The sequence below is a fragment of the Novosphingobium sp. PASSN1 genome (assembly GCF_002278815.1).
Genome location: NZ_NKIS01000002.1, coordinates 481,709 through 504,206 on the forward strand (window position 1 = coordinate 481,709; position 22,498 = coordinate 504,206).

General features: G+C 64.9%; 14 protein-coding genes. 5 read left to right on the plus strand and 9 right to left on the minus strand.

Features of this window, described 5'->3' with window-relative positions:
- Positions 1-77: 77 nt before the first annotated feature.
- The 3 genes from groL to CFE35_RS05150 form a co-directional block, all read right to left on the minus strand.
- Entirely contained in the window at positions 78-1,721 is a 1,644-nt protein-coding gene (gene groL / locus CFE35_RS05140) for a chaperonin GroEL (RefSeq protein WP_292928590.1), read from the minus strand.
- A 49-nt stretch (positions 1,722-1,770) separates the two neighbouring features.
- A complete protein-coding gene (groES, locus tag CFE35_RS05145) occupies positions 1,771-2,058 on the minus strand; it encodes a co-chaperone GroES (protein WP_067906513.1) in 288 nt (95 codons plus the stop codon).
- 118 nt (positions 2,059-2,176) lie between these two features.
- Positions 2,177-3,553, minus strand: coding sequence for an MATE family efflux transporter (locus tag CFE35_RS05150; protein ID WP_292928881.1), 1,377 nt, complete (start codon positions 3,551-3,553; stop codon positions 2,177-2,179).
- Positions 3,554-3,714: 161 nt separating this feature from the next.
- Here CFE35_RS05150 and CFE35_RS05155 point away from each other — a divergent pair, with 161 nt between their 5' ends.
- Positions 3,715-4,902, plus strand: coding sequence for an MFS transporter (locus CFE35_RS05155; protein WP_292928595.1), 1,188 nt, complete (start codon positions 3,715-3,717; stop codon positions 4,900-4,902).
- A gap of 103 nt (positions 4,903-5,005) precedes the next feature.
- On the opposite strand, the gene rplL is transcribed toward CFE35_RS05155, so the two are convergent.
- Together rplL and rplJ are read right to left on the minus strand one after the other, a co-directional pair.
- Positions 5,006-5,383 carry a 50S ribosomal protein L7/L12 gene (gene rplL / locus CFE35_RS05160; protein WP_292928597.1) on the minus strand — a complete coding sequence of 126 codons (378 nt, stop codon included), beginning with the start codon at positions 5,381-5,383 and terminating at the stop codon, positions 5,006-5,008.
- Between the two features lie 63 nt (positions 5,384-5,446).
- Complete coding sequence (gene rplJ / locus CFE35_RS05165; RefSeq protein WP_292928599.1) at positions 5,447-5,962, minus strand: 50S ribosomal protein L10; 516 nt, start codon at positions 5,960-5,962, stop codon at positions 5,447-5,449.
- 621 nt (positions 5,963-6,583) lie between these two features.
- Here rplJ and rpoB point away from each other — a divergent pair.
- From rpoB to CFE35_RS05180, 3 genes are all read left to right on the plus strand, one after another.
- On the plus strand, positions 6,584-10,762 hold the full coding sequence (gene rpoB / locus CFE35_RS05170; RefSeq protein ID WP_292928601.1) for a DNA-directed RNA polymerase subunit beta: 4,179 nt from the start codon (positions 6,584-6,586) through the stop codon (positions 10,760-10,762).
- 82 nt (positions 10,763-10,844) lie between these two features.
- On the plus strand, positions 10,845-15,125 hold the full coding sequence (rpoC, locus tag CFE35_RS05175) for a DNA-directed RNA polymerase subunit beta' (protein WP_292928603.1): 4,281 nt from the start codon (positions 10,845-10,847) through the stop codon (positions 15,123-15,125).
- 185 nt (positions 15,126-15,310) lie between these two features.
- Entirely contained in the window at positions 15,311-17,125 is a 1,815-nt protein-coding gene (locus tag CFE35_RS05180; RefSeq protein ID WP_292928605.1) for a HAMP domain-containing methyl-accepting chemotaxis protein, read from the plus strand.
- A gap of 16 nt (positions 17,126-17,141) precedes the next feature.
- Here the strand turns inward: CFE35_RS05180 and CFE35_RS05185 are convergent, their stop codons facing one another.
- A complete protein-coding gene (locus CFE35_RS05185) occupies positions 17,142-18,287 on the minus strand; it encodes a serine hydrolase domain-containing protein (protein ID WP_292928607.1) in 1,146 nt (381 codons plus the stop codon).
- A 77-nt stretch (positions 18,288-18,364) separates the two neighbouring features.
- Positions 18,365-19,357 carry a class II fructose-bisphosphatase gene (gene glpX / locus CFE35_RS05190; protein WP_292928609.1) on the minus strand — a complete coding sequence of 331 codons (993 nt, stop codon included), beginning with the start codon at positions 19,355-19,357 and terminating at the stop codon, positions 18,365-18,367.
- A 115-nt stretch (positions 19,358-19,472) separates the two neighbouring features.
- Here glpX and CFE35_RS05195 point away from each other — a divergent pair, with 115 nt between their 5' ends.
- Positions 19,473-19,919, plus strand: a complete 447-nt coding sequence (locus CFE35_RS05195) for a hypothetical protein (RefSeq protein WP_292928611.1) — start codon at positions 19,473-19,475, stop codon at positions 19,917-19,919.
- A gap of 21 nt (positions 19,920-19,940) precedes the next feature.
- Here CFE35_RS05195 and CFE35_RS05200 read toward each other — a convergent pair whose 3' ends face one another.
- Together CFE35_RS05200 and CFE35_RS05205 are read right to left on the minus strand one after the other, a co-directional pair.
- Positions 19,941-21,257 carry a homoserine dehydrogenase gene (locus CFE35_RS05200; protein ID WP_292928613.1) on the minus strand — a complete coding sequence of 439 codons (1,317 nt, stop codon included), beginning with the start codon at positions 21,255-21,257 and terminating at the stop codon, positions 19,941-19,943.
- Positions 21,258-21,331: 74 nt separating this feature from the next.
- Positions 21,332-22,105 (minus strand): hypothetical protein, encoded by a 774-nt coding sequence (locus tag CFE35_RS05205; RefSeq protein WP_292928615.1) that lies wholly within the window; start codon positions 22,103-22,105, stop codon positions 21,332-21,334.
- Positions 22,106-22,498 lie beyond the last annotated feature (393 nt).

Here is a 22,498-nt window from a genome sequence, read left to right on the forward strand (position 1 = left end):
CTGACGGATTATAAAGAAAAAGGGCCGGAAGGTTTCCCCTCCGGCCCCGTTTTCTGTCGGCTTGGTCAGCGCAGGACTTAGAAGTCCATGCCGCCCATGCCGCCCATGCCGCCACCCATCGGGGGCATCGCGGGCTTGTCTTCAGGGCGTTCGCTGATCGCGGCTTCGGTCGTGATCAGGAGGCCGGCAACCGAAGCTGCATCCTGAAGCGCGGTGCGCACGACCTTGGTCGGGTCGATCACGCCGGCGGCCTTCAGGTTCTCGTAGGTGTCGGTCGCGGCGTTGAAGCCTTGGCTTTCGTCACCTTCGCGCAGCAGGTTGCCCGAAACGACGGCGCCATCGTGGCCCGCGTTCGTGGCGATCTGACGGACCGGCGCCATGATCGCGCGGCGCACGATGTCGATGCCCTTGGTCTGATCGTCGTTCGCACCCTTGAGACCGGCGAGGGCCTTGGTTGCATAGAGGAGAGCCGTACCGCCGCCGGGGACGATGCCTTCTTCGACCGCAGCGCGGGTAGCGTGGAGCGCGTCGTCAACGCGGTCCTTGCGCTCCTTCACTTCGACTTCCGAAGCGCCGCCGACCTTGATCACGGCCACGCCGCCAGCCAGCTTGGCCAGACGTTCCTGCAGCTTTTCGCGGTCGTAGTCGCTGGTGGTGACTTCGATCTGGGCGCGGATCTGTTCGACGCGGGCCTTGATCTCGTCCGCCGAACCGGCGCCGTCGACGATGGTGGTGTTGTCCTTGTCGATCGTGACCTTCTTGGCCTGGCCGAGCATGGCGAGCGTGACGCTCTCCAGCTTGATGCCGAGGTCTTCGGAGATCATTTCGCCAGCGGTCAGCGTGGCGATATCGCCCAGCATGGCCTTGCGGCGATCACCGAAGCCCGGAGCCTTGACGGCCGCGACCTTGAGGCCGCCGCGCAGCTTGTTGACCACGAGCGTGGCGAGTGCTTCGCCTTCGATGTCCTCGGCGATGATGAGGAGCGGACGACCGGTCTGGACGACAGCTTCAAGCACCGGAAGCATCGCCTGGAGCGACGAGAGCTTCTTTTCGTGGATCAGGATGTAGGGGCTTTCCAGCTCCACGGTCATCTTGTCCGGGTTGGTGATGAAGTAGGGCGAAAGATAGCCGCGGTCGAACTGCATGCCTTCGACGACATCGAGTTCGAATTCGAGGCCCTTGGCCTCTTCCACGGTGATCACGCCTTCCTTGCCGACCTTGTCCATCGCTTCAGCGATCTTCTGGCCGACTTCGATATCGCCATTGGCCGAGATGATGCCGACCTGAGCGATTTCGGACGAGCCGCTGACCGGGGTCGAGCGGGCCTTGAGGTTCTCGACGACCTTGCCGACGGCGATGTCGATACCGCGCTTCAGGTCCATCGGGTTCATGCCGGCGGCAACCGCGGTCATGCCTTCGCGCACGATGGCCTGGGCCAGCACGGTCGCGGTGGTGGTGCCGTCACCGGCGAGGTCGTTGGTCTTCGAGGCCACTTCGCGCAGCATCTGCGCGCCCATGTTCTCGAACTTGTCCTTGAGCTCGATTTCCTTGGCGACGGTGACGCCGTCCTTGGTGATGCGGGGCGCGCCGAAGCTCTTGTCGATCACGACGTTGCGGCCCTTGGGGCCCAGCGTGACCTTGACGGCATCAGCGAGGATATCGACGCCGCGCAGAATGCGTTCGCGGGCGTCGCGGCCGAACTTTACGTCCTTGGCAGCCATGATGATTTCCTTTGAATGATAGGGATGTGAAGAAGGAAGTTCGGCTGGATCAGCCGATCACGCCGAGGATGTCGGCTTCCTTCATGATCAGCAGGTCTTCGCCGCCAACCTTGACTTCGGTGCCCGACCACTTGCCGAACAGGACGCGGTCACCGACCTTGACGTCGAGCGGGGTGATCGTGCCGTTTTCGGCGCGGGCGCCCGAACCGATGGCGACGATTTCGCCTTCAGCGGGCTTTTCCTTGGCGCTGTCGGGAATGATGATGCCGCCGGCGGTCTTTTCCTCGGCTTCGACGCGGCGCACGAGCACGCGGTCGTGCAGCGGACGGAAGGTCATGGGTATCTCCCTTGTTCCATGATACTGAAATGGTACTTGGCACTCTCATGGGGAGAGTGCCAGCAGGGCGCATATGGGTTTGGCTAGAAGGGGCGTCAACCACCCTGGGCAAGATTCTTTATGCCGGAAGCAATCCCAGCGCCGTGCGGCGGTGCCAGCGCCAGAGCAGCAGCGCGGCGACAACGATGAGGCCGACGGCAAGGCCGATCCATACGCCGAGGCCCTGCAGCGGGGTCATCAGGCCCAGCCACAGCGCGGTGCCGATGCCCGGAATCCAGTAACCGAACAGCGCAATGCCCATCGGCACTCGGGTATCCTGCAGCCCGCGCAGCAACGCCGCGCCGACGGCCTGCGCGCCGTCGAAGATCTGGAACGCGGCGGCGACGACCATGTACTGCGTGGCCAGCGCCACAAGGCGCGCGTTGGCCGGGTCTGCCGGATCGATATAGGCGGCGAGGATGAGGTTGGGGAACGCCAGCATCAGCGTGGCCATCGCGGCCATGAAGCCGATGCCGAGGACCATGGCGACTTGTCCGGACCGCGTGATCGCCGCCTTGTCGCGCGCGCCATAGGCAAGGCCGACGCGGATCGTGGCGGCCTGCGCGATGCCGAAGGGCACCTGGAAGGTGAAGGCGGCGAACTGGAGCGCGACGGTGTGTGCGGCCAGCTCCACCTCGCCGATGCGGCCCATCAGGAAGGCCGCGCCGTTGAACATGCCCGCTTCGGCGATGATCGTGGCGGTGATCGGCAGGCCAATGCGCAGCACATCGACGAAGCGCGTCCAGTCCGACCGCCACCAGCGCCCGCCGAAGCGGTAGCGCCTGAGGCGGCGATCGGTGCGGATGACGATGACATAGGCCCCGAGCATGATGAGGCCGGTGACGATCGACGAAAGCGCCGAGCCGGTGAGGCCCAGTTCGGGCGCGCCGAAGTGGCCATAGACGAAGGCGTAGTTGCCCAGCGCATTGACCGCGACTGCCAGCGCATTGATCACCGTGCCGATCATCGGGCGGCCCAGCGTGGAGACGACGGTGCGCAGCAAAGCCGAGAGCACGGCGGGGATCGAGGCCCACATCAGGACATTCAGGAAGGGAACGGCGAGCGTGATCACGTCCTCGCTCTGCCCGGTGGCGCGCATCAGCGGGCCGCCGAGGAGGCACACGCCCATTGCGCCGAAGCCTGCGATCACGCCCGCCCATCCGGCCATGCGCACGGTGCGGCGCACTTCGCGCACAGCATGGCGGCGCGCGCCGATCTCTGCGGCGATTAGCGGCGAGGCCGCACCGACGAGGCCGGTGAGGCTCCAGATGAGGAGGCCGAACAGCGAAACCGACAGCGACGAGGCGGCCAGCGCGACGGGGCCGAGCCGCGCGATGAAGATCACGTCGACCGCAAAGACCGCCATCTGCAGCAGGTTCGCGCCCACCAGCGGCGCGGCAAGGCGCATGGTCGCGCGCCATTCGGCATTCCAGCTGGTTGGGGGGCTTTCGAACATGAGCGGGCCATAGGCGGTGTGCAGCGCAAAGAACAAGTGTTGTCGGCGGGCAGGCGCGCCCCTACCCTCATGCCCATTGATCGGGGAGAGGGGCAGGGATGACGGCATCGGCAGCGCGGGAAAGCGCCGTAAACAGGGCCGAAAACAGGGCTGTTGCCGTCATGGTGGCACTGCTTGGCCTTGCGGTTCTGCTCAATTACATCGACCGCGGCGCTATTGGCGTTGCCGCCCCTCTGATGAAGTCCGATCTGCATTTGTCTGCCACGCAGTTCGGCATCGCGGTTTCGGCTTTCTTCCTGATCTATGGGCCTGCGCAGCCGCTCGTTGGCTGGCTGGCGGACCGGGTGTCGGTCTACCATCTCTACGCGGCGGGCGTGGCGGTGTGGGCGGCCAGCACGTTGTTCACCGGGTTCGTTGGCGGGCTGGCTGGGCTTGTGGTGCTGCGCATGGTGCTCGGGCTGGGCGAAAGCTGCGCGTTCTCGGGCAGCTCCAAGATGATTGCCCGCCACGTGCCGCCGGGGCGGCGCGGCCTTGCCAATGCGGTTCTGGCGACGGGCATCGCGCTGGGTCCGGCGGTGGGCACGCTGGCAGGCGGCGCGATTCTGGGCGGCTGGGGTTGGCGCACGATCTTCATCGTGTTTGGCGCATGCACCTTGCTGTGGCTGGGGCCGTGGTTCTGGGCCGTGCGCGCCTTGCCGCAGCGCCATGATGCCGAAGCGATCAGCCCGCCGATGCCCTATCGCCAGCTGCTGGCGCAGAAGGCGTTGTGGCTGCTGGGCTTGTCCAACGCAGCCGCCAATTACTGCATGTTTTTCGTGGTGGTGTGGCTGCCGCTCTATCTCACGGCGAGCCGGGGTTTCTCGATTGCCACGATGTCGGTGTTTGCGACCGCGACGTTCGGCGTTCAAGCCTTGTCGTCGCTGTGCGCCGGGCAGGTTTCGGACCATCTGATCAAGCGCGGGGCCGATCAGGGTACGGTGCTGCGCCGGTTTGCGGTGGGCGGGCAGATCGGCATGACAATTGGCGTTCTGGGCGTGGCTTTTGCTGCTTCACCCACGGCGGTGCTGGTCTGGCTCTTGCTGACCGGCACGGCGATGGGGATCGGGCCGACGATGGTGCTGGGGCTGGGGCAGGTCTATGCCGGGCCGCGGCTGGCCGGGAGCTGGATCGGCTGGCAGACCGGCATCGCCAGCATTTCCGGGATGATCGGGCCGATCGTGACGGGCATGATCGTCGATGCGACCGGTTCCTATGTGGGCGCGTTCGTGTTTGCGGCCGGGGTAAGCGCGGTTGGGGCGCTGCTGTTCCAGTTCGCGCTGCCCCCGGTGCGGCAGATCGAGGGGGCCTGAAGCGGTTGCCCCAGGTTCGGCCCCAAACAAAAAGGGCGGACCTTGCGGCCCGCCCTTTCCGTGACACGGGCGCTTCAAGACACCCGCGAAACTGATATCGAGATTACTTGATCTCGACGGTGCCGCCAGCGGCTTCGACCTTGGCCTTGATGTCTTCGGCTTCGGCCTTGTTGACACCTTCCTTGATCGCCTTCGGAGCGGCTTCCACCAGCGCCTTGGCTTCGGTGAGGCCGAGGTTGGTGATCGCGCGGACTTCCTTGATGACCTGGATCTTCTTGCCGCCGTCGCCGGTCAGGATGACGTCGAATTCGGTCTTCTCTTCGACCGCAGCAGCGGCATCGCCGCCACCGGCGGGCGCAGCAACGGCAACGGCAGCAGCGGCGCTGACGCCCCATGCTTCTTCGAGAGCCTTGGCGAGGTCAGCAGCTTCGAGAACGGTGAGCTTCGAAAGTTCAGCGACGAGATTGGCGATATCGGCCATGATGTTTCACTCCTGAATGATGGTCTGCCCGGATGGGCGATATTGGTTTCGGATTGCTGCCGCTTATGCGGCGTCCTTCTCGGCGTAGGCAGCGAAGACGCGGGCCAGCTTGGCCGCCGGAGCGGTCGTGAGCTGGGCGATCTTGGTTGCCGGAGCCTGGATGAGGCCGATCAGCTTGGCGCGCATCTCGTCGAGCGACGGCATCGTGGCGAGTGCCTTGATCCCGTCTGCGTTGAGAACCACGCTACCCATCGCACCACCGACAATTTCAAGCTTGTCGTTGGTCTTGGCGAAATCGACCACGGCCTTGGCAGCCGCGACCGGATCGGCCGAGGCGGCGATGGCGGTCGGGCCAGTGAAGAATTCACTCAGCCCTTCGTAATCGGTGCCTGCGATGGCAATCTTGGCCAGAGAATTCTTCGCAACCTTGAACGAAGCGCCCGCTTCCCGGATCTTGATGCGCAGCGCGGTGGACTGGGCCACCGTCATGCCGAGGTTGCGAGTGATAACCACCGCCCCGGCTTCGCCAAACACCTCGTTCAGGAAGGCGACCGATTCGGCTTTCTGCGAACGATCCATGCCATACTCCTTCACATATGACCGCAAGGGGCGAACCCCGCGCGGCCGGCTACATTGTCCATGGCGCAAATGCACCACGGGCGAGTCCGCTGAGGGGGGAAGGAGCGTGCGAAAGTTCCGCACGAGAGGCTGGCGTTCCGCATGGGAGCGGACCATCAGGCCAGGGGTGCTTGAGGCACCCGGTATCTCTTTTCCCCGTCTAGGCTGGAGATTAAGCAGGAAGCCTGCACCAGCTGTCTCGGACGGATGAACGCGGGGCCGAAGCCCTGCGGTCGCGGCGGCCACTGGCGCAAGTGGGGGCAGGAGTCAAGCGAAGCAGTGCCGACAAGCGCTTGCATGGCGCCGAGCCTGTTGGTGTTTGAGTTGACAGATCAGCCCATTCCGCCTAGTTGGCCGCTCTTGCCCACGGCTTCGAGCAAGGCTGTCCCATACGCGGGGGATGGCCCAGGAAGGAAGCAGTACGGGTTTCGTCTGACGCGATGATGCCAAATGCCACCGGGAATCCAGCTGGAATCCATGGGTGGCGTTTCGCGTTTCGCGCCTTCAGGCACCACACGCCGCGTGTGGTTTTCGCCGGGATACCTGCCCGGCACGAGTGACAGACAAGAGGCTGAACCTTCCATGGCTACCAAGGCAACTCCCTCGGCCAAGCCGGCCCGTGCCGGTTTCAAGAAGCGCATCCGCAAGATCTTCGGCGACATCCACGAAGTGGTGCAGATGCCGAACCTGATCGAGGTTCAGCGCGAAAGCTACGAGCAGTTCCTGCGCTCAGATCCGGCGACGGGCTATGTGTCCGGCCTTGAAAAGACGCTGCGCTCGGTCTTCCCGATCCAGGATTTCGCCGGCACTGCCAGCCTCGATATCAAGGAGCGCGATGGCTACGTGCTCGAAGCGCCGAAGTACGACACCAATGAGTGCCGTCAGCGCGGGATCACTTATGCCGCGCCGATGAAGGTCACGCTCAAGCTCGCGACCTTCGAGGTCGACAGCGAGACCGAGACCAAGAGCCTCATCGATATCAAGGAGCAGGACGTCTACATGGGCGATATCCCGCTCATGACCGACAACGGCACCTTCATCATCAACGGGACCGAGCGCGTCATCGTCAGCCAGATGCACCGTTCGCCGGGCGTGCTGTTCGACCATGACCGCGGCAAGACGCACTCCTCGGGCAAGTACCTGTTTGCCGCGCGCGTCATTCCCTATCGCGGTTCGTGGCTCGATTTCGAATTCGACGCCAAGGATATCGTCAACGTTCGCATCGACCGCAAGCGCAAGCTGCCGGTCACGGCGCTGCTCTATGCGCTGGGCCTCAATGGTGAGCAGATCCTTGATTTCTTCTACGCCAAGGTCGTGTGGGCGCGCGCCGAGGGCGGCTGGAAGGTTCCCTTCGTGCTCGACCAGTGGCGCGGTGCGAAGCCGACGTTCGACATCGTTGACGGTGCTTCGGGCGAAGTCGTGTTCCCCGCAGGCACCAAGATTTCGCCGCGCGCTGCCAACAAGGCGGCGAAGGATGGCTTGCAGCACCTGCTGATCCCGACCGAGGAAATCTTTGGCCGCTATGCCGCCAAGGACATGATCGACGAAAGCACTGGCCGCATCTGGATCGAAGCGGGCGACGAGGTTTCGCCCGAGAACCTCGAAGTGCTCGACAAGGCCGGGGTGGACGTCCTCGAACTGCTCGACATCGACCACATGAATACGGGTCCGTGGATCCGCAACACGATGAAGGCCGACAAGGCCGAGGACCGCGATCAGGCGCTCTCGGACATCTACCGCGTGATGCGCCCTGGCGAGCCGCCGACGCGCGAAACCGCCGAAGCGCTGTTCGACGGCCTGTTCTTCGACCCCGACCGCTACGACCTCTCGGCGGTGGGCCGCGTCAAGCTCAACATGCGCCTCAGCCTCGACTGCGAGGACACCGTCACCACGCTGCGCACCGAGGATATCCTCGCCGTGGTTAAGGAACTGGTGAACCTGAAGGACGGCAAGGGCGAGGTCGACGACATCGACAACCTCGGCAACCGCCGCGTGCGTTCGGTGGGCGAGCTGCTGGAAAACCAGTACCGCGTCGGCCTGCTGCGCATGGAGCGCGCCGTGAAGGAGCGCATGAGCTCGGTCGACGTTTCGACCGTGATGCCGAACGACCTGATCAACGCGAAGCCCGCCGTGGCCGCGGTGCGCGAGTTCTTCGGTTCGTCGCAGCTTTCGCAGTTCATGGACCAGACCAACCCGCTCTCGGAAGTCACCCACAAGCGCCGTGTTTCGGCGCTCGGGCCGGGTGGTCTGACGCGTGAGCGCGCCGGTTTCGAAGTGCGCGACGTTCACCCGACGCACTATGGCCGCATCTGCCCGATTGAAACGCCGGAAGGCCCGAACATCGGTCTGATCAACTCGCTCTCCACCTTCGCCCGCGTCAACAAGTACGGCTTCATCGAAACGCCGTACCGCAAGGTCGTCGACCAGAAGGTCACCGGCGACGTGGTCTATCTCTCGGCGATGGAAGAGCAGAAGCACACCGTGGCGCAGGCTTCGGCCGAACTGACGGCGGACGGTTCGTTCGCGGAAGAACTCGTCTCGGCGCGGCAGAACGGCGAATTCGTGATGAGCCCGCGCGAGCAGGTGACGCTGATGGACGTCAGCCCCAAGCAGCTCGTTTCAGTCGCCGCCTCGCTCATTCCGTTCCTTGAAAACGACGACGCCAACCGCGCGCTCATGGGCTCGAACATGCAGCGCCAGGCGGTGCCGCTGGTCAAGGCCGATGCGCCGTTCGTGGGCACCGGCATGGAAGAGACCGTGGCGCGCGATTCGGGCGCCGCGATTTCGGCACTGCGTTCGGGTGTGGTCGATCAGGTCGACGCGACCCGTATCGTGATCCGCGCCTCGGGCGATATCGAACCCGGCCAGTCGGGCGTCGACATCTACCGCCTGCAGAAGTTCGAGCGTTCGAACCAGTCGACCTGCATCAACCAGCGTCCGCTGGTGAAGGTGGGCGATCTGATCGAGAAGGGCTCGATCATCGCGGACGGCCCCTCGACCGAGTTCGGCGAACTCGCGCTGGGCCGCAACGTGCTCGTCGCGTTCATGCCGTGGAACGGGTACAACTACGAAGACTCGATCTTGATCAGCGAACGCATCGTGAAGGAAGACGTCTTCACCTCGATCCACATCGAGGAGTTCGAAGTCATGGCCCGTGATACCAAGCTCGGGCCGGAAGACATCACGCGCGATATCCCGAACGTGGGAGAGGAAGCGCTGCGCAACCTCGACGAGGCGGGCATCGTCTACATCGGCGCGGAAGTGCATCCGGGCGACATTCTTGTCGGCAAGATCACGCCGAAGGGCGAAAGCCCGATGACGCCGGAAGAGAAGCTGCTCCGCGCGATCTTCGGCGAAAAGGCAAGCGATGTGCGCGACACCTCGCTGCGTCTGCCGCCGGGCGTTTCGGGCACGATTGTCGATGTGCGCGTGTTCAACCGCCACGGCATCGAGATCGACGACCGTACCCGCGCGATCCAGAACGAGGAAATCGAACGCCTCGCCAAGGACCGCGAGGACGAGCGCGCGATCCTCAACCGTGCGACCTTCAACCGCCTGCGCGAAATGCTGCTGGGCGAGGTTTCGGCGGCCGCGCCCAAGGGCGTGAAGAAGGGCGAAGAGATCAGCGAGCAGGTGCTGGCCGATGTCGAGCGCCACGAATGGTGGAAGTTCGCGCTGGCCGATGATGCGCGCCAGCAGCAGCTGGAAGCGGTCAAGGCGCAGTACGACGCCGCCGTGAAGGCGATCCAGGAGAAGTTCGAGGACCGCAAGGAAAAGCTCGAACGCGGTGACGAACTCGCCCCCGGCGTGCTCAAGATGGTCAAGGTCTTCGTCGCGGTGAAGCGCAAGCTGCAGCCGGGCGACAAGATGGCTGGCCGTCATGGCAACAAGGGCATCATCAGCCGCATTCTGCCGCAGGAAGACATGCCGTTCCTCGAGGACGGCACGCCGGTCGACTTCGTGCTCAACCCGCTGGGCGTGCCTTCGCGCATGAACGTCGGGCAGATCTTCGAGACGCACCTTGGCTGGGCCGCTCGCGGCCTTGGCAAGCGGATCGGCGCGGCGCTCGATGCGTGGCGCGAAGCCAATCCGAACCCCGAAGCCGGATCGCCGCCCGAAGCGGTGCGCGAACTGCTGTCCGAAATCTACGGCGCCAACTACACGGCCGAGATCGCGGCGCGCACCGATGAACAGATCATCGACTTCGCGCAGTCGGTCCGCGCAGGCGTGCCGATGGGCTCGCCAGTGTTCGACGGCGCGGTCGAGAAGGACGTGACCGACATGCTGCGTCTCGCCGGGCTCGATGAATCGGGTCAGGTCACGCTGTTTGACGGCCGCACCGGTGAAGCGTTCGACCGCAAGGTCACGGTGGGCATGAAGTACGTGCTCAAGCTCCACCACCTGGTCGACGACAAGATCCACGCACGTTCGATCGGGCCGTACAGCCTCGTTACCCAGCAGCCGCTGGGCGGCAAGGCCCAGTTCGGCGGCCAGCGCTTCGGCGAAATGGAGGTCTGGGCTCTCCAGGCCTACGGTGCTGCCTACACGCTGCAGGAAATGCTCACGGTGAAGTCCGACGACGTGGTCGGCCGCACCAAGGTCTACGAAGCGATCGTCAAGGGCGACGACACCTTCGAGGCCGGCATTCCCGAGAGCTTCAACGTGCTCGTCAAGGAAATGCGCAGCCTGGGTCTCAATGTCGAACTCTCCTCGCTCGATGAGCCCGAGGATGACGACGGCATGCCGATGGCGGCGGAGTGACAGTCTTCGGCCGGTGCGGCGTCTGCCCGCCGGCCAACTGACTGCTCGCCCTTAGAATTTCCCTCCAAGTGAGGATTGAAGAATGAACGACCTTACCAAGTTCACCAACCAGATCGCCAAGCCCGAGACCTTCGACCAGATCCAGATCGGTCTGGCGAGCCCCGAGCGCATCCGCAGCTGGTCCTTCGGCGAAATCAAGAAGCCGGAAACGATCAACTACCGCACGTTCAAGCCCGAGCGTGACGGCCTGTTCTGCGCGCGCATCTTCGGCCCCGTGAAGGACTACGAGTGCCTGTGCGGCAAGTACAAGCGCATGAAGTACAAGGGCGTCGTCTGCGAAAAGTGCGGCGTCGAAGTCACCGTCACCAAGGTGCGCCGCGAGCGCATGGGCCACATCGAGCTGGCCGCGCCGGTTGCGCACATCTGGTTCCTGAAGTCGCTGCCTTCGCGCATCGGTCTCTTGCTGGACATGCAGCTCAAGCAGCTTGAGCGCATCCTCTACTTCGAAAGCTATGTCGTGATCGAGCCGGGCATCACCCCGCTCGAGCGCTACCAGCTGCTGACCGAAGACGAACTGCTCGACGCGCAGGACGAATACGGCGAGGATGCGTTCTCGGCCGGGATCGGCGCCGAGGCGGTCAAGCAGATGCTGATGGACCTCGATATGGTCCAGGAACGCAAGGATCTGCTGGAAGAGCTTGCCACCACCAAGTCCGAGCTCAAGCCCAAGAAGATCATCAAGCGCCTCAAGGTCGTCGAATCGTTCATCGATTCGGGCAACCGTCCGGAGTGGATGATCCTCGACGTGATCCCCGTGATCCCGCCCGAACTGCGCCCGCTGGTGCCGCTCGATGGTGGCCGTTTCGCGACCTCGGATCTCAACGATCTCTATCGCCGCGTGATCAACCGCAACAACCGTCTGAAGCGCCTGATCGAACTGCGCGCGCCGGACATCATCGTGCGCAACGAAAAGCGCATGCTGCAGGAAGCCGTTGACGCGCTGTTCGACAACGGTCGCCGCGGCCGCATCATCACGGGTGCCAACAAGCGTCCGCTGAAGTCGCTGTCCGACATGCTCAAGGGCAAGCAGGGCCGCTTCCGCCAGAACCTGCTCGGCAAGCGCGTCGACTATTCGGGCCGTTCGGTCATCGTGACCGGGCCGGAACTCAAGCTGCACCAGTGCGGCTTGCCCAAGAAGATGGCGCTCGAACTGTTCAAGCCGTTCATCTACGCGCGCCTCGATGCCAAGGGTCTGTCGATGACCCTGAAGCAGGCCAAGAAGTGGGTCGAAAAGGAGCGCAAGGAAGTCTGGGACATCCTGGACGAAGTGATCCGCGAGCACCCGGTGATGCTCAACCGCGCGCCGACGCTCCACCGCCTCGGCATTCAGGCGTTCGAGCCGGTGCTGATCGAGGGCAAGGCGATCCAGCTGCACCCGCTCGTCTGCTCGGCCTTCAACGCCGACTTCGACGGTGACCAGATGGCCGTCCACGTGCCGCTTTCGCTGGAAGCCCAGCTTGAAGCGCGCGTGCTGATGATGTCGACCAACAACATCCTCTCGCCCGCCAACGGCAAGCCGATCATCGTGCCTTCGCAGGACATGGTGCTGGGCCTCTATTACCTGTCGATGGACCGTCAGGGTGAGCCGGGCGAAGGCATGATGATGGCCGACATGGCCGAAGTGCATCAGGCGCTGTTTACTGGTGCGGTCACCATGCACACCAAGATTGTCGCGCGCGTGCCGCAGACCGACGAGAACGGGAAGCAGTACCTCAAGCGTTACAATACGACGCCGGGCCGCATGCTGATCGGCGAATGCCTGCCCAAGAGCAGCACGGTTCCCTTCGAGCTGGTGAACCGCCTGCTCACCAAGAAGGAAATCGCCGACGTCATCGATCAGGTCTATCGCCACACCGGCCAGAAGGACACGGTGCTGTTCGCCGATGCGATCATGAGCCTGGGCTTCCGCAACGCGTTCAAGGCGGGCATCTCGTTCGGCAAGGACGACATGATCATCCCGGACACCAAGGATGCGCTGGTCGGCGAGACCAAGGAACTGGTGGCTGACTACGAGCAGCAGTATCAGGACGGCCTGATCACCCAGCAGGAAAAGTACAACAAGGTGATCGACGCCTGGAGCCGTTGCGGCGATCAGGTGGCGGCGGCCATGATGGAAGAGATCAAGGCCACCCCGCTGGACGATCAGGGCCGCGAGGCGCAGGTCAACTCGATCTACATGATGAGCCACTCCGGTGCGCGTGGTTCGCCGACCCAGATGAAGCAGCTGGCGGGTATGCGCGGCCTGATGGCCAAGCCTTCGGGCGAGATCATCGAGACGCCGATCATCTCGAACTTCAAGGAAGGCCTGACCGTCCTTGAGTACTTCAACTCGACCCATGGTGCCCGAAAGGGTCTTGCGGATACTGCGCTGAAGACCGCCAACTCGGGCTACCTGACGCGGCGTCTGGTCGATGTGTCGCAGGATTGCGTCGTCACCGTCGACGATTGCGGCACCGAGCGGGCGCTCGAAATGCGCGCGATCGTGCAGGGCGGTTCGACGATCGCCTCGCTGGGCGAGCGCATCCTGGGCCGCACGCTGGCCGAGGACATGATCGAGGCCAAGACCGGCGAAGTGCTGATGCCCAAGGGCACGCTGCTCGACGAAGCCGCGATCACGAAGATCGAAGCTGCGGGCGCACAGTCGGCGCGCATCCGCTCGCCGCTGGTTTGCGCGGCGCAAGTCGGCGTGTGCGGTACCTGCTATGGCCGCGATCTCGCGCGCGGTACGCCGGTGAACATCGGCGAAGCGGTCGGCGTCATCGCGGCGCAGTCGATCGGTGAGCCGGGCACGCAGCTGACGATGCGCACGTTCCACATCGGTGGTGCGGCGCAGGTCAACGAGCAGTCGAACCTTGAATCGCTGTGCGATGGTACGGTTGTGTACCGCGACATCCCGACGATCACCGACTCGCGCGGTCGCCGCCTCAGCCTTGCTCGCAACGGCGAGATCGTGGTGTTCGACAACGAGGGCCGCGAGCGCGCGATGCACCGCGTGCCGTATGGTACGCACCTGCTGCACGAGAGCGGCGCCACCGTGAAGCTGGGCGAACGCCTGGCCGAATGGGATCCGTTCACCCTGCCGGTGATCACCGACAAGCCGGGTGTGGTCCGCTATCAGGACCTCATCGACGGCCGCACGCTGACCGAACTGGTCGACGACGCGACCGGCATTGCCCAGCGCGTCGTGACGGAAAACCGCGCAGGTGGCCGGGCCAAGAAGGAAGACCTCCGTCCGCGCCTGACCCTGCTTGACGAGAACTCGGGTGAAACCGGGCGCTATCTGATGGCGCCGGGCACCACGCTTTCGGTCGAGGATGGCCAGACGGTGCAGGCGGGTGACGTGCTGGCGCGTGCCAGCCGCGAAGCCGCCAAGACCCGCGACATCACCGGCGGTCTGCCGCGCGTGGCCGAACTGTTCGAAGCGCGCATACCGAAGGACAACGCGATCATCGCGAAGATCTCGGGCCGCATCGAATTCGTTCGCGATTACAAGGCCAAGCGCAAGATCGCGATCATCCCCGAGGAAGGTGATCCGGTCGAGTACCTGATCCCCAAGTCGAAGGTGATCGACGTTCAGGAAGGCGACTGGGTCAAGAAGGGCGACAACCTGATTTCCGGTTCGCCCAACCCGCACGACATTCTGGAAGTGATGGGGGTCGAGGCGCTGGCCGAGTACCTCGTCGCGGAAATTCAGGAAGTCTACCGTCTGCAGGGCGTGAAGATCAACGACAAGCACATCGAGGTGATCGTTCGCCAGATGCTCCAGAAGGTCGAGATCACCAATGGCGGCGATACCACGCTGCTGGCTGGTGAGCAGGTCGATCTGGAAGAAATGAACGAATACAACGCCAAGCTGGCTCCGGGCATGGCCCCGGCCGAAGGCAAGCCGGTGCTGCTCGGCATCACCAAGGCTTCGCTGCAGACGCGTTCGTTCATCTCGGCGGCCTCGTTCCAGGAAACCACCCGCGTGCTCACGCAGGCGGCGGTTGAAGGCAAGCGGGACTCGCTGATCGGCCTCAAGGAAAACGTGATCGTCGGCCGCCTGATCCCGGCGGGCACGGGCGCTGGCATGAACCGCCTGCGCGTCGCGGCCACCAGCCGCGATGCGGCGCTGCGGGCTTCGTATCGCAAGCTGCAGGAATCGCTCATCGCGCCCGCTTCGGCGGCCGAAGAGCATGCTGCCGAGCTGGCGCAAGGCCCCGAAGCTGCAATCGGCGATGATCCGCTGGCGGCAGTCGAAGGCGAGACCCATGGTCTTGATGCCGATGCCGGTGATTACCTGATCAAGGGCGATGAGGCCTGATCGCCTGATCCACTCTGAATGAGCAATCTGAAGACCCCGTCGGCCCAGCCGGCGGGGTTTTTTGATTCGATCTCCTGCCCCTACGTAATCCTTGCAGGTATGGCGCGGACAGCATGGCAAGGTGCAGGCGGGTAAGCGACGGAACATCAGCGCCAGGTGTCTGGGCTGAAACTGGAGTTTCTGGCATGCTCAGCGGCGTTATGCTTGGCGATAAGGCGCGTAGGGGCGCGCGGCTTCTGATCGGCATTCTGCTGGCGATCATCGCGCTGGCATCAGCGGTGGTTTACGCCATCCGGGCTGGTGGACCGATGACACAGGGCAGTGCCTTGCAGGCCGAGATCCTTGCGGATGTGCTGCCGCCCCCGGCCTTTGTCGTCGAGCCCTACCTCAACGCCTCGCTGATCCTGCGGGATCCCTCGCGTGCCGGTCCCTATCTCAGCGAGCTCAAGGACGAACGCGCGGAATTCGAAGCGCGCAAGACCTACTGGCAAACGGCGCCGGTGCCGGGGCATCTGCGCCAGCCGCTGAACGATACCATCGCTGCTGCCGACCGGTTCTGGAAGGTGATGGATGCGAAGTTCCTGCCAGCGGTCATGGCGGGCAATCGTCCCGCGATGGAGGAAGCCTTCACGATGGATATCGCGCCGATCTACCGCGTGCAGCGCGAGCAGGTGCGGGGCATCGTTGCGCTCAGCCGCAGTTACAGCAACGAAACGGCGCGCAGCAATGCGACGATGACTGCATTGGCACTGGCCGGGCTCGGCGCGCTGGCGATCACCATGCTGGGCCTGATCCATTGGAGCGCGCGCGCCGCGCAGCGGCTGGTGGTGAAGCCGCTGGTCGAAACAGCCGGGGTGATGCAGCGCATGGCCGATGGTGATACCGGGGTCGCGATCGAAGGCACTGCCCGGCCCGACGAAATTGGCCAGGTGGCGCGCGCGATGGAGGTCTTCCGTGAGGCGGAGGAAGGTCGCCGCCGAGCCTCTGCCGAACAGGCGGCTGTGGTGCAGGCGCTTTCCGGCGGGCTTGCCCGATTGGCCGCCAAGGACCTTGAACATCAACTCCATGAGCCGTTTCCGCCGGATTACGAGCGGCTGCGGGAGAATTACAACGCCGCTGTGGCCTCGCTGGCGGAAGCACTGCGGATCGTGCGCATCGGCACGGCGAGCGTGCAGGGCAGCATTTCAGAGATCGGTGCGGCGTCGCATGATCTGGCGCTGCGCAACGAAGCGCAAGCCGCCCGGATTGCCGAGACGGCACGGGCGATGGATGCCGTAACCGGGATCGTGCAGGAAACGGCGACCGGCGCGCAGGCAGTGAGCCAGACGATTACCCAGGCAGACCGCGAGGCGGGCGAAGGCGGCGAGGTCGTTCGCCGCGCCATTGATGCCATGGCCGCAATCGAGACGTCTGCGCAGGAGATAGGCCAGATTATCACGGTGATCGACGGAATCGCCTTCCAGACCAACCTGCTGGCGCTCAATGCCGGGGTTGAGGCGGCGCGGGCCGGCGAAGCGGGCAAGGGCTTTGCTGTCGTCGCCACCGAAGTGCGTGCGCTGGCGCAGCGCAGCGCCGATGCGGCGCAGAGCATCAAGGCGCTGATCACCACGAGCGGCGAGCAAGTGGGCACAGGCGTCGAGCTGGTGCGCGAAAGCGGGACCAGGCTTGAGGCCATCGTGCGCCGCATTGGTGAGATCAGCGCGCTGACGGGCACCATCGCCGGATCGGCGACCCGGCAGGCTGCCAGCCTCAACCAGATCAACGCCGCGATGGGCGAAATGGACCGGATGACCCAGCAGAATGCGGCGATGGTGGAAGAATCGTCAGCCGCGACGCGCAGCCTTGCCGCCGAGGCCGTCCGGCTCAACGAACTGGTCGCCACGTTTCGCACCCGCGACGTGTCCAAACGCCCAGCCGCCGTGGTTGCCCCAGACAGCATGCGGCGCAAGACGGCTGTCGATGCGCCGCTGGAACTGCCTGCGTTCGCCCTTGCGAGCTGACCGCCGGGCGGTTTGATCAGGCGTTGGCGCAGGCCATCTGTTCGAGTGCAGTGAACGTATCGAGCACGCCCGGATCCGCGAACGGGGCGATCTGGGCGAGGATGACGCCGGCCAGATCGCGGTCTGTGTCGATCCAGTAGTAGCAATTGAAGATGCCCGCCCAGTGCAGGCTGCCGGGCGAGCGGCCGGCCGGGCCGGTCTCGGTGTTGACGAGGTAGCCGCCGAGCGTCCAGCCGCCGCGCTGGCCCGGGAGCGGATTGAAGGCTGTGGCGAAGCTCGGGATCGCGGTGGTCATCTCACCCGCAGACAAGTGTGCGGGGAGCGCATCTTCGCGCGCGATCCGGGCCGACTCGGGCGAGAGCACGCGCACCCCATCCAGTTCACCGCCGCGCAGTATCATGCGCAGGAAACGGGCATAATCGCCCGCAGTGGAGGAAAGCCCGCCGCCGCCGTTGTGGTACTCGCCGCCGCCCAGCACCATGGCCTGCGTCTTGAAGCCGCCATCGGCCTCGCGCACGTGGACTTGCGGTTCGTTCGCATCCCATGCGGAACGGAAAGCGGTCTGCGTCATGCCCAGCGGGCCAGTGATCTCGCGCGCGAACCAGTCGCCAAGGCTCATGCCCGCGACGGCTTCGACGGCGAGACCGGCCCAATCGATGCCGGTGCCATATTGCCAGTTCGTGCCCGGATCGAACATCAGCGGCAGATCGAGGCTGGCGCGCTTGCCAGCAGCCATCTTGCCGGTGGCCATGGCGTGGCGCAGCAGATCGGCGTTCATGAAGGTGTAGGCGCACCCCGAGGTGTGCAGCAGCAGATGGCGCATGGTGACCGCCGTGTGCGCGGGCCGCAGGATCGGTGCGCCGTCTGCGTCAAAGCCGTCGAGCACTTGCGGCGCGGCCAGTTCGGGCAGGAGCGCGCCGATGGGGGCGTCGAGATCGAGCAGGCCGCGTTCGGCCAGCTGGAGCACCGCCGTGCTGGTCAGCGCCTTGGTCATCGAGGCGATCTGGAACAGCGAATCCTCGCGCATCGGCACGCCATTCACGGCATCGGCCATGCCGAAAGCCTTGGCGTAGCGCGTTTCCTTGCTGTCCGTGATCAGCGCCACTACGCCCGGCAGGTTCGCTGCGGCGACCGCTGCCTCGAATTCGGCAATGCCCTTCATGTCTCTCTCCTCATGGCCGGCCAGCCCTCTTGCGGGGCTGGCTCGGCGCGATGCGTTCGCTTGATCGGCGTGGGCGATCAGCGCGCCTTGCGGTGCTCGCCCTTGACCCAGCGGACCGTGCCCGAGCTGGCGCGCATCACCACGCTTTCGGTGGTCATCACGCCGCTCTTGTTGGTCTTCACGCCCGCGAGCAGCGAGCCGTCGGTCACGCCGGTTGCGGCGAAGATGCAATCGCCCTTGGCCAGTTCCTTGAGATCATAGACCTTGTTCAGATCGGTGATGCCCCACTTTCGCGCGCGGCTCTTTTCGTCCTCGTTGCGGAACAGCAGGCGGCCCTTGAACTGCCCGCCGACACAGCGCAGCGCGGCTGCGGCGAGCACGCCTTCCGGTGCGCCGCCGGTGCCCATGTAGAGGTCGATCCCGGTGTCTTCGTTGGTCACCGCGATCACGCCCGCCACGTCGCCATCCGGGATCAGGCTGATGCCGCAGCCCAGCCCGCGCAGTTCGGCGATCAGATCGGAGTGGCGCGGCCGGTCCAGCACGCAGACGATGATATCTTCCGGGCGCACGCCCTTGGCTTCGGCCACGGCCTTGACGTTTTCGGTGGGCGTGCGGTTCAGGTCGATGATGCCATCGGGGTAGCCGGGGCCGACCGCGAGCTTGTCCATATAGACATCGGGCGCGTTGAGCAGGCCGCCTTCTTCGGCAACCGCGAGCACGGCAAGCGCGTTCGGCCCGGCCTTTGCGGTAATCGTGGTGCCTTCGAGCGGATCGAGCGCGATATCGATCTTCGGGCCCTTGCCCGGCGCGGCACCGACCTTTTCCCCGATATAGAGCATCGGCGCTTCATCGCGCTCGCCCTCACCGATCACGACGGTGCCATCCATGTAGAGTTCGTTGAAGGCGGCGCGCATCGCTTCGACGGCGGCGGCATCGGCGGCCTTCTCGTCGCCCCGGCCGATCAGGCGCGAGGCCCCGATGGCGGCTGCTTCGGTGACGCGGACCATCTCCAGCACAAGGACGCGATCGAGAACCTGCGAGGGGGCGGGTGCGGGGCGTGCGTCGGTCACGTTGACTCCTTGGGCTGATTGGCTGCAGTACGATTGCCCTAGACGGGAGGATGCACGGTTGTCGAGGCGCGGAATACTTTACAGGCACGCGCTTCGCGCATTCCTATGCGTAAACTTGGCTTTCGGAGCGTTTGGCGGGGCTTATGCGCAGTCTGCGCCTGCTGCTGAAGCGGGGCAGGTGCCTGCTGGCGATGCTGCGGGACCGACCGATTCGGCTGAGGCCGCCGCCAATGCAGCCATTGCGCAGCGCTTGCTCACGGCAGGCCAGCCCAAGCGCTGCGAGACGGCCGGTCCGGACGGCGGCATCGTCGTCTGCGGAGGCCGCGAGGCCAATGAGAAGGAGCGCCTGCCTATGCGCGATCAGCTCGATTCGGCACGCTCCACCAAGGATGGGATGATCCGTGCGCCGAACGTGAGCGGCCTGCGTGATTGCAGCCGGGGCTGCATCGGCATCGGCGGCGTGCCTCCGCCAATGTACTATTTCGATATCACCAAGCTGCCCGAAGCACCGGCCGATTCAGATGCCGACAAGATCGCGCGCGGGGAAATCCGGGCCCCTTGAGCGGGGGCGCCCGCTGGCGCCTCAATCCTCCAGGATATGCATGACCAGCGGTGCAGCGGCGAGGCTGGGGGAGCCTTCGAGCAGGCGCAAGGCTTCTGCGATGGCGCTTTCGGGGCCTTCGTGGGTGACCATCGCGACAAGCACGGCCTCGGTGCTGCCGATGGCGGCACGGCCTTTCTGGATCAGGCTTTCGATCGAAACCCCCGCATCGCGCATCGCGGCGGTGATTTCGGCCAGCACACCGGGGCGATCCGCCACGGTGAAGCGCAAGTAAGCCTTGCCGGTGCGGTGGCCGCTTTCCGCCGGGGCGGCGCTTTCCAGTTCGGCGGCGGGAATCGAGAACGGCGCGCCGATATCGCCGCGCGCGATGTCGATGAGATCTGCCACCACGGCGCTGGCGGTCGGCCCATCGCCCGCGCCCGCGCCCTGGAACAGCAGGCGGCCGACGAAGTTGCCTTCCGCCACCACGGCATTGGTTGCGCCATCGACATGGGCGAGCGGGTGATCGCGGTGGACGAGCATCGGGTGGACGCGCTGGAACAGGCGGCGCTGGCCTGCCGCATCCACTTCGGTTTCGGCCATGCCGATCAGGCGGATATAATAGCCCAGCGCATCGGCCTGCGCGATATCGGCGGCGAGCACGCGGCGGATGCCGGTGGCGGCGACAGGTTTGAAATCAACCGCCGTGCCGAAGGCGATGCTGGAGAGAATCGCCAGCTTGTGCGCTGCATCGATGCCGTCGATGTCGAACGTCGGGTCGCTTTCGGCATAGCCCTTGGCCTGCGCTTCGGCGAGCACGTCGGCAAAATCGCGGCCGGTGTCCTCCATCGTGGAGAGGATGTAGTTGCAGGTGCCGTTGAGGATTCCGTAGACTCGGTCGATGTAGTTGGCGGCCGCACCTTCCTTCAACGCCTTGATTACCGGGATGCCGCCCGCGACCGCCGCTTCGAACTTGAAGGCGACCTTGGCGGCTTCGGCTTTGGTAGCGAGTTCGAGCCCATGGTGTGCGACCATCGCCTTGTTGGCGGTAACCAGGGCCTTGCCGGCTTCGAACGTGGTCCGCGCGAGGGCGAGCGCGGGACCATCGGCACCGCCGACGAGTTCGACAACCACATCGACATCGGGCCGTTCGCCGAGAATCACCATGTCGTCTTCCCAGGCATAGCCCGAGAGATCGACGCCGCGATCCTTGCTGCGGTTGCGCGCGCTGATTGCGCTGATCGTGATCGGCCGGCCGGCACGGCGCGCAATGAGGGCGGCATTGGCCTCAAGCAGGCGGACAACGCCGCCGCCAACGGTGCCAAGGCCTGCCAGCGCGATGCGCAAAGGTTCGCTCATGATGATCCTCACTAAATCTTATCGGGGGCCTTAGGGGAGCCGATGTTTTGCCGCAACCAGCGGCAGCAGATGCTTCAGGGCGTCGCCCGCTTGCGCAGGCAGGGGCCAAGATCGGCCAGCACTTGCGCGTAGTCCTCGGCGGCGATTCGCCGGTCGGCCAGCGTCGCGGAAATGTTGGCGCGTTCGGGCATGCGGCGCGGCAGGCCGCAGGCGAGGCGGTACCAGGCGAGCGTGGCGGGGAGCGGCGGGCGGGCTGCCGAATCGACGATCTCGGTGAAGCTCACGCCCCATGTGGCCGGTTGGCCGGGGCGGCGCAGCACCGAGATCGATACGGGCGCACCCGTTGCCGTGCCGAGGAAAAGCTGGGTTTCGCCCTCTCCTGCAAGGTTGCCGGAGACGTGCAGTGCCTCGCGCAGGGCGGTGATCGCGGGCGGGGTATCGCTCTGTGCGGTCTCTGTCAGGATCGCGCGGAGTGTCGCCTCGCGCGCGGGGGTGAGCGGCAGCATCGCATCTGGGGCGACGAGCTGGAGCTCACCCGGCCGTTCCGGAACGGTCCGGGCCAGCACAAGGACCGGCGCCTTGCCCCGCTTGGGCGGCTTGCCGCGCGCATCCAGCGGCACATCGGCAAGGAAGCGGGTCGATTCGCCCAGATCAGGCCCGATCAGCAGCGCAGACGTCCGCGCCTCGATATAGAACCGCGCACGGCCAGCGGGCAGCCCCGGCGCTTCTTCGGGCTTGAGGCGCACCGCCTTGCGGATCTCTGCCTTGAGCACGACGTTCGCTGGCAGCGCCAGATCGACGAGGTCGGCGTAGGAAAGGTCCGGATCGGCTTCCAGTCCCGGTGTCATCGGGACGGACAAAGGTATTTCTTCTCGGTAACTTGCGCCTGCGCTGCCGCAGGTGAGCGCCAAACTGGCGGCGAATAGCATTGCGGCCCGGCGGATGGGCTTGGCGAAGCGGGGACATTCTGACGGAAACATTGCGTGGGTCCTTGTGATTCGCAGCCGGGGCAACGTGCGCCGGAATGGCCCCGGAGTGACTCCGGTTTGGCTATGGCACGTTTCAGGCAGCGAAACCGTGAATTGAAGGTTAACCGATAAAGCATTTGCGCGCCTATGCCTTCGGCGTTAAAGCTCCCAGTCGTCGGGGATTTCAACAATGAAAACTCGCAAAAGCCGCCGCCGGGTTCCTTGCACCCGATGTCGGCGGTCCGGTTTGCCGGCAGGGTGGAATTAAATCGC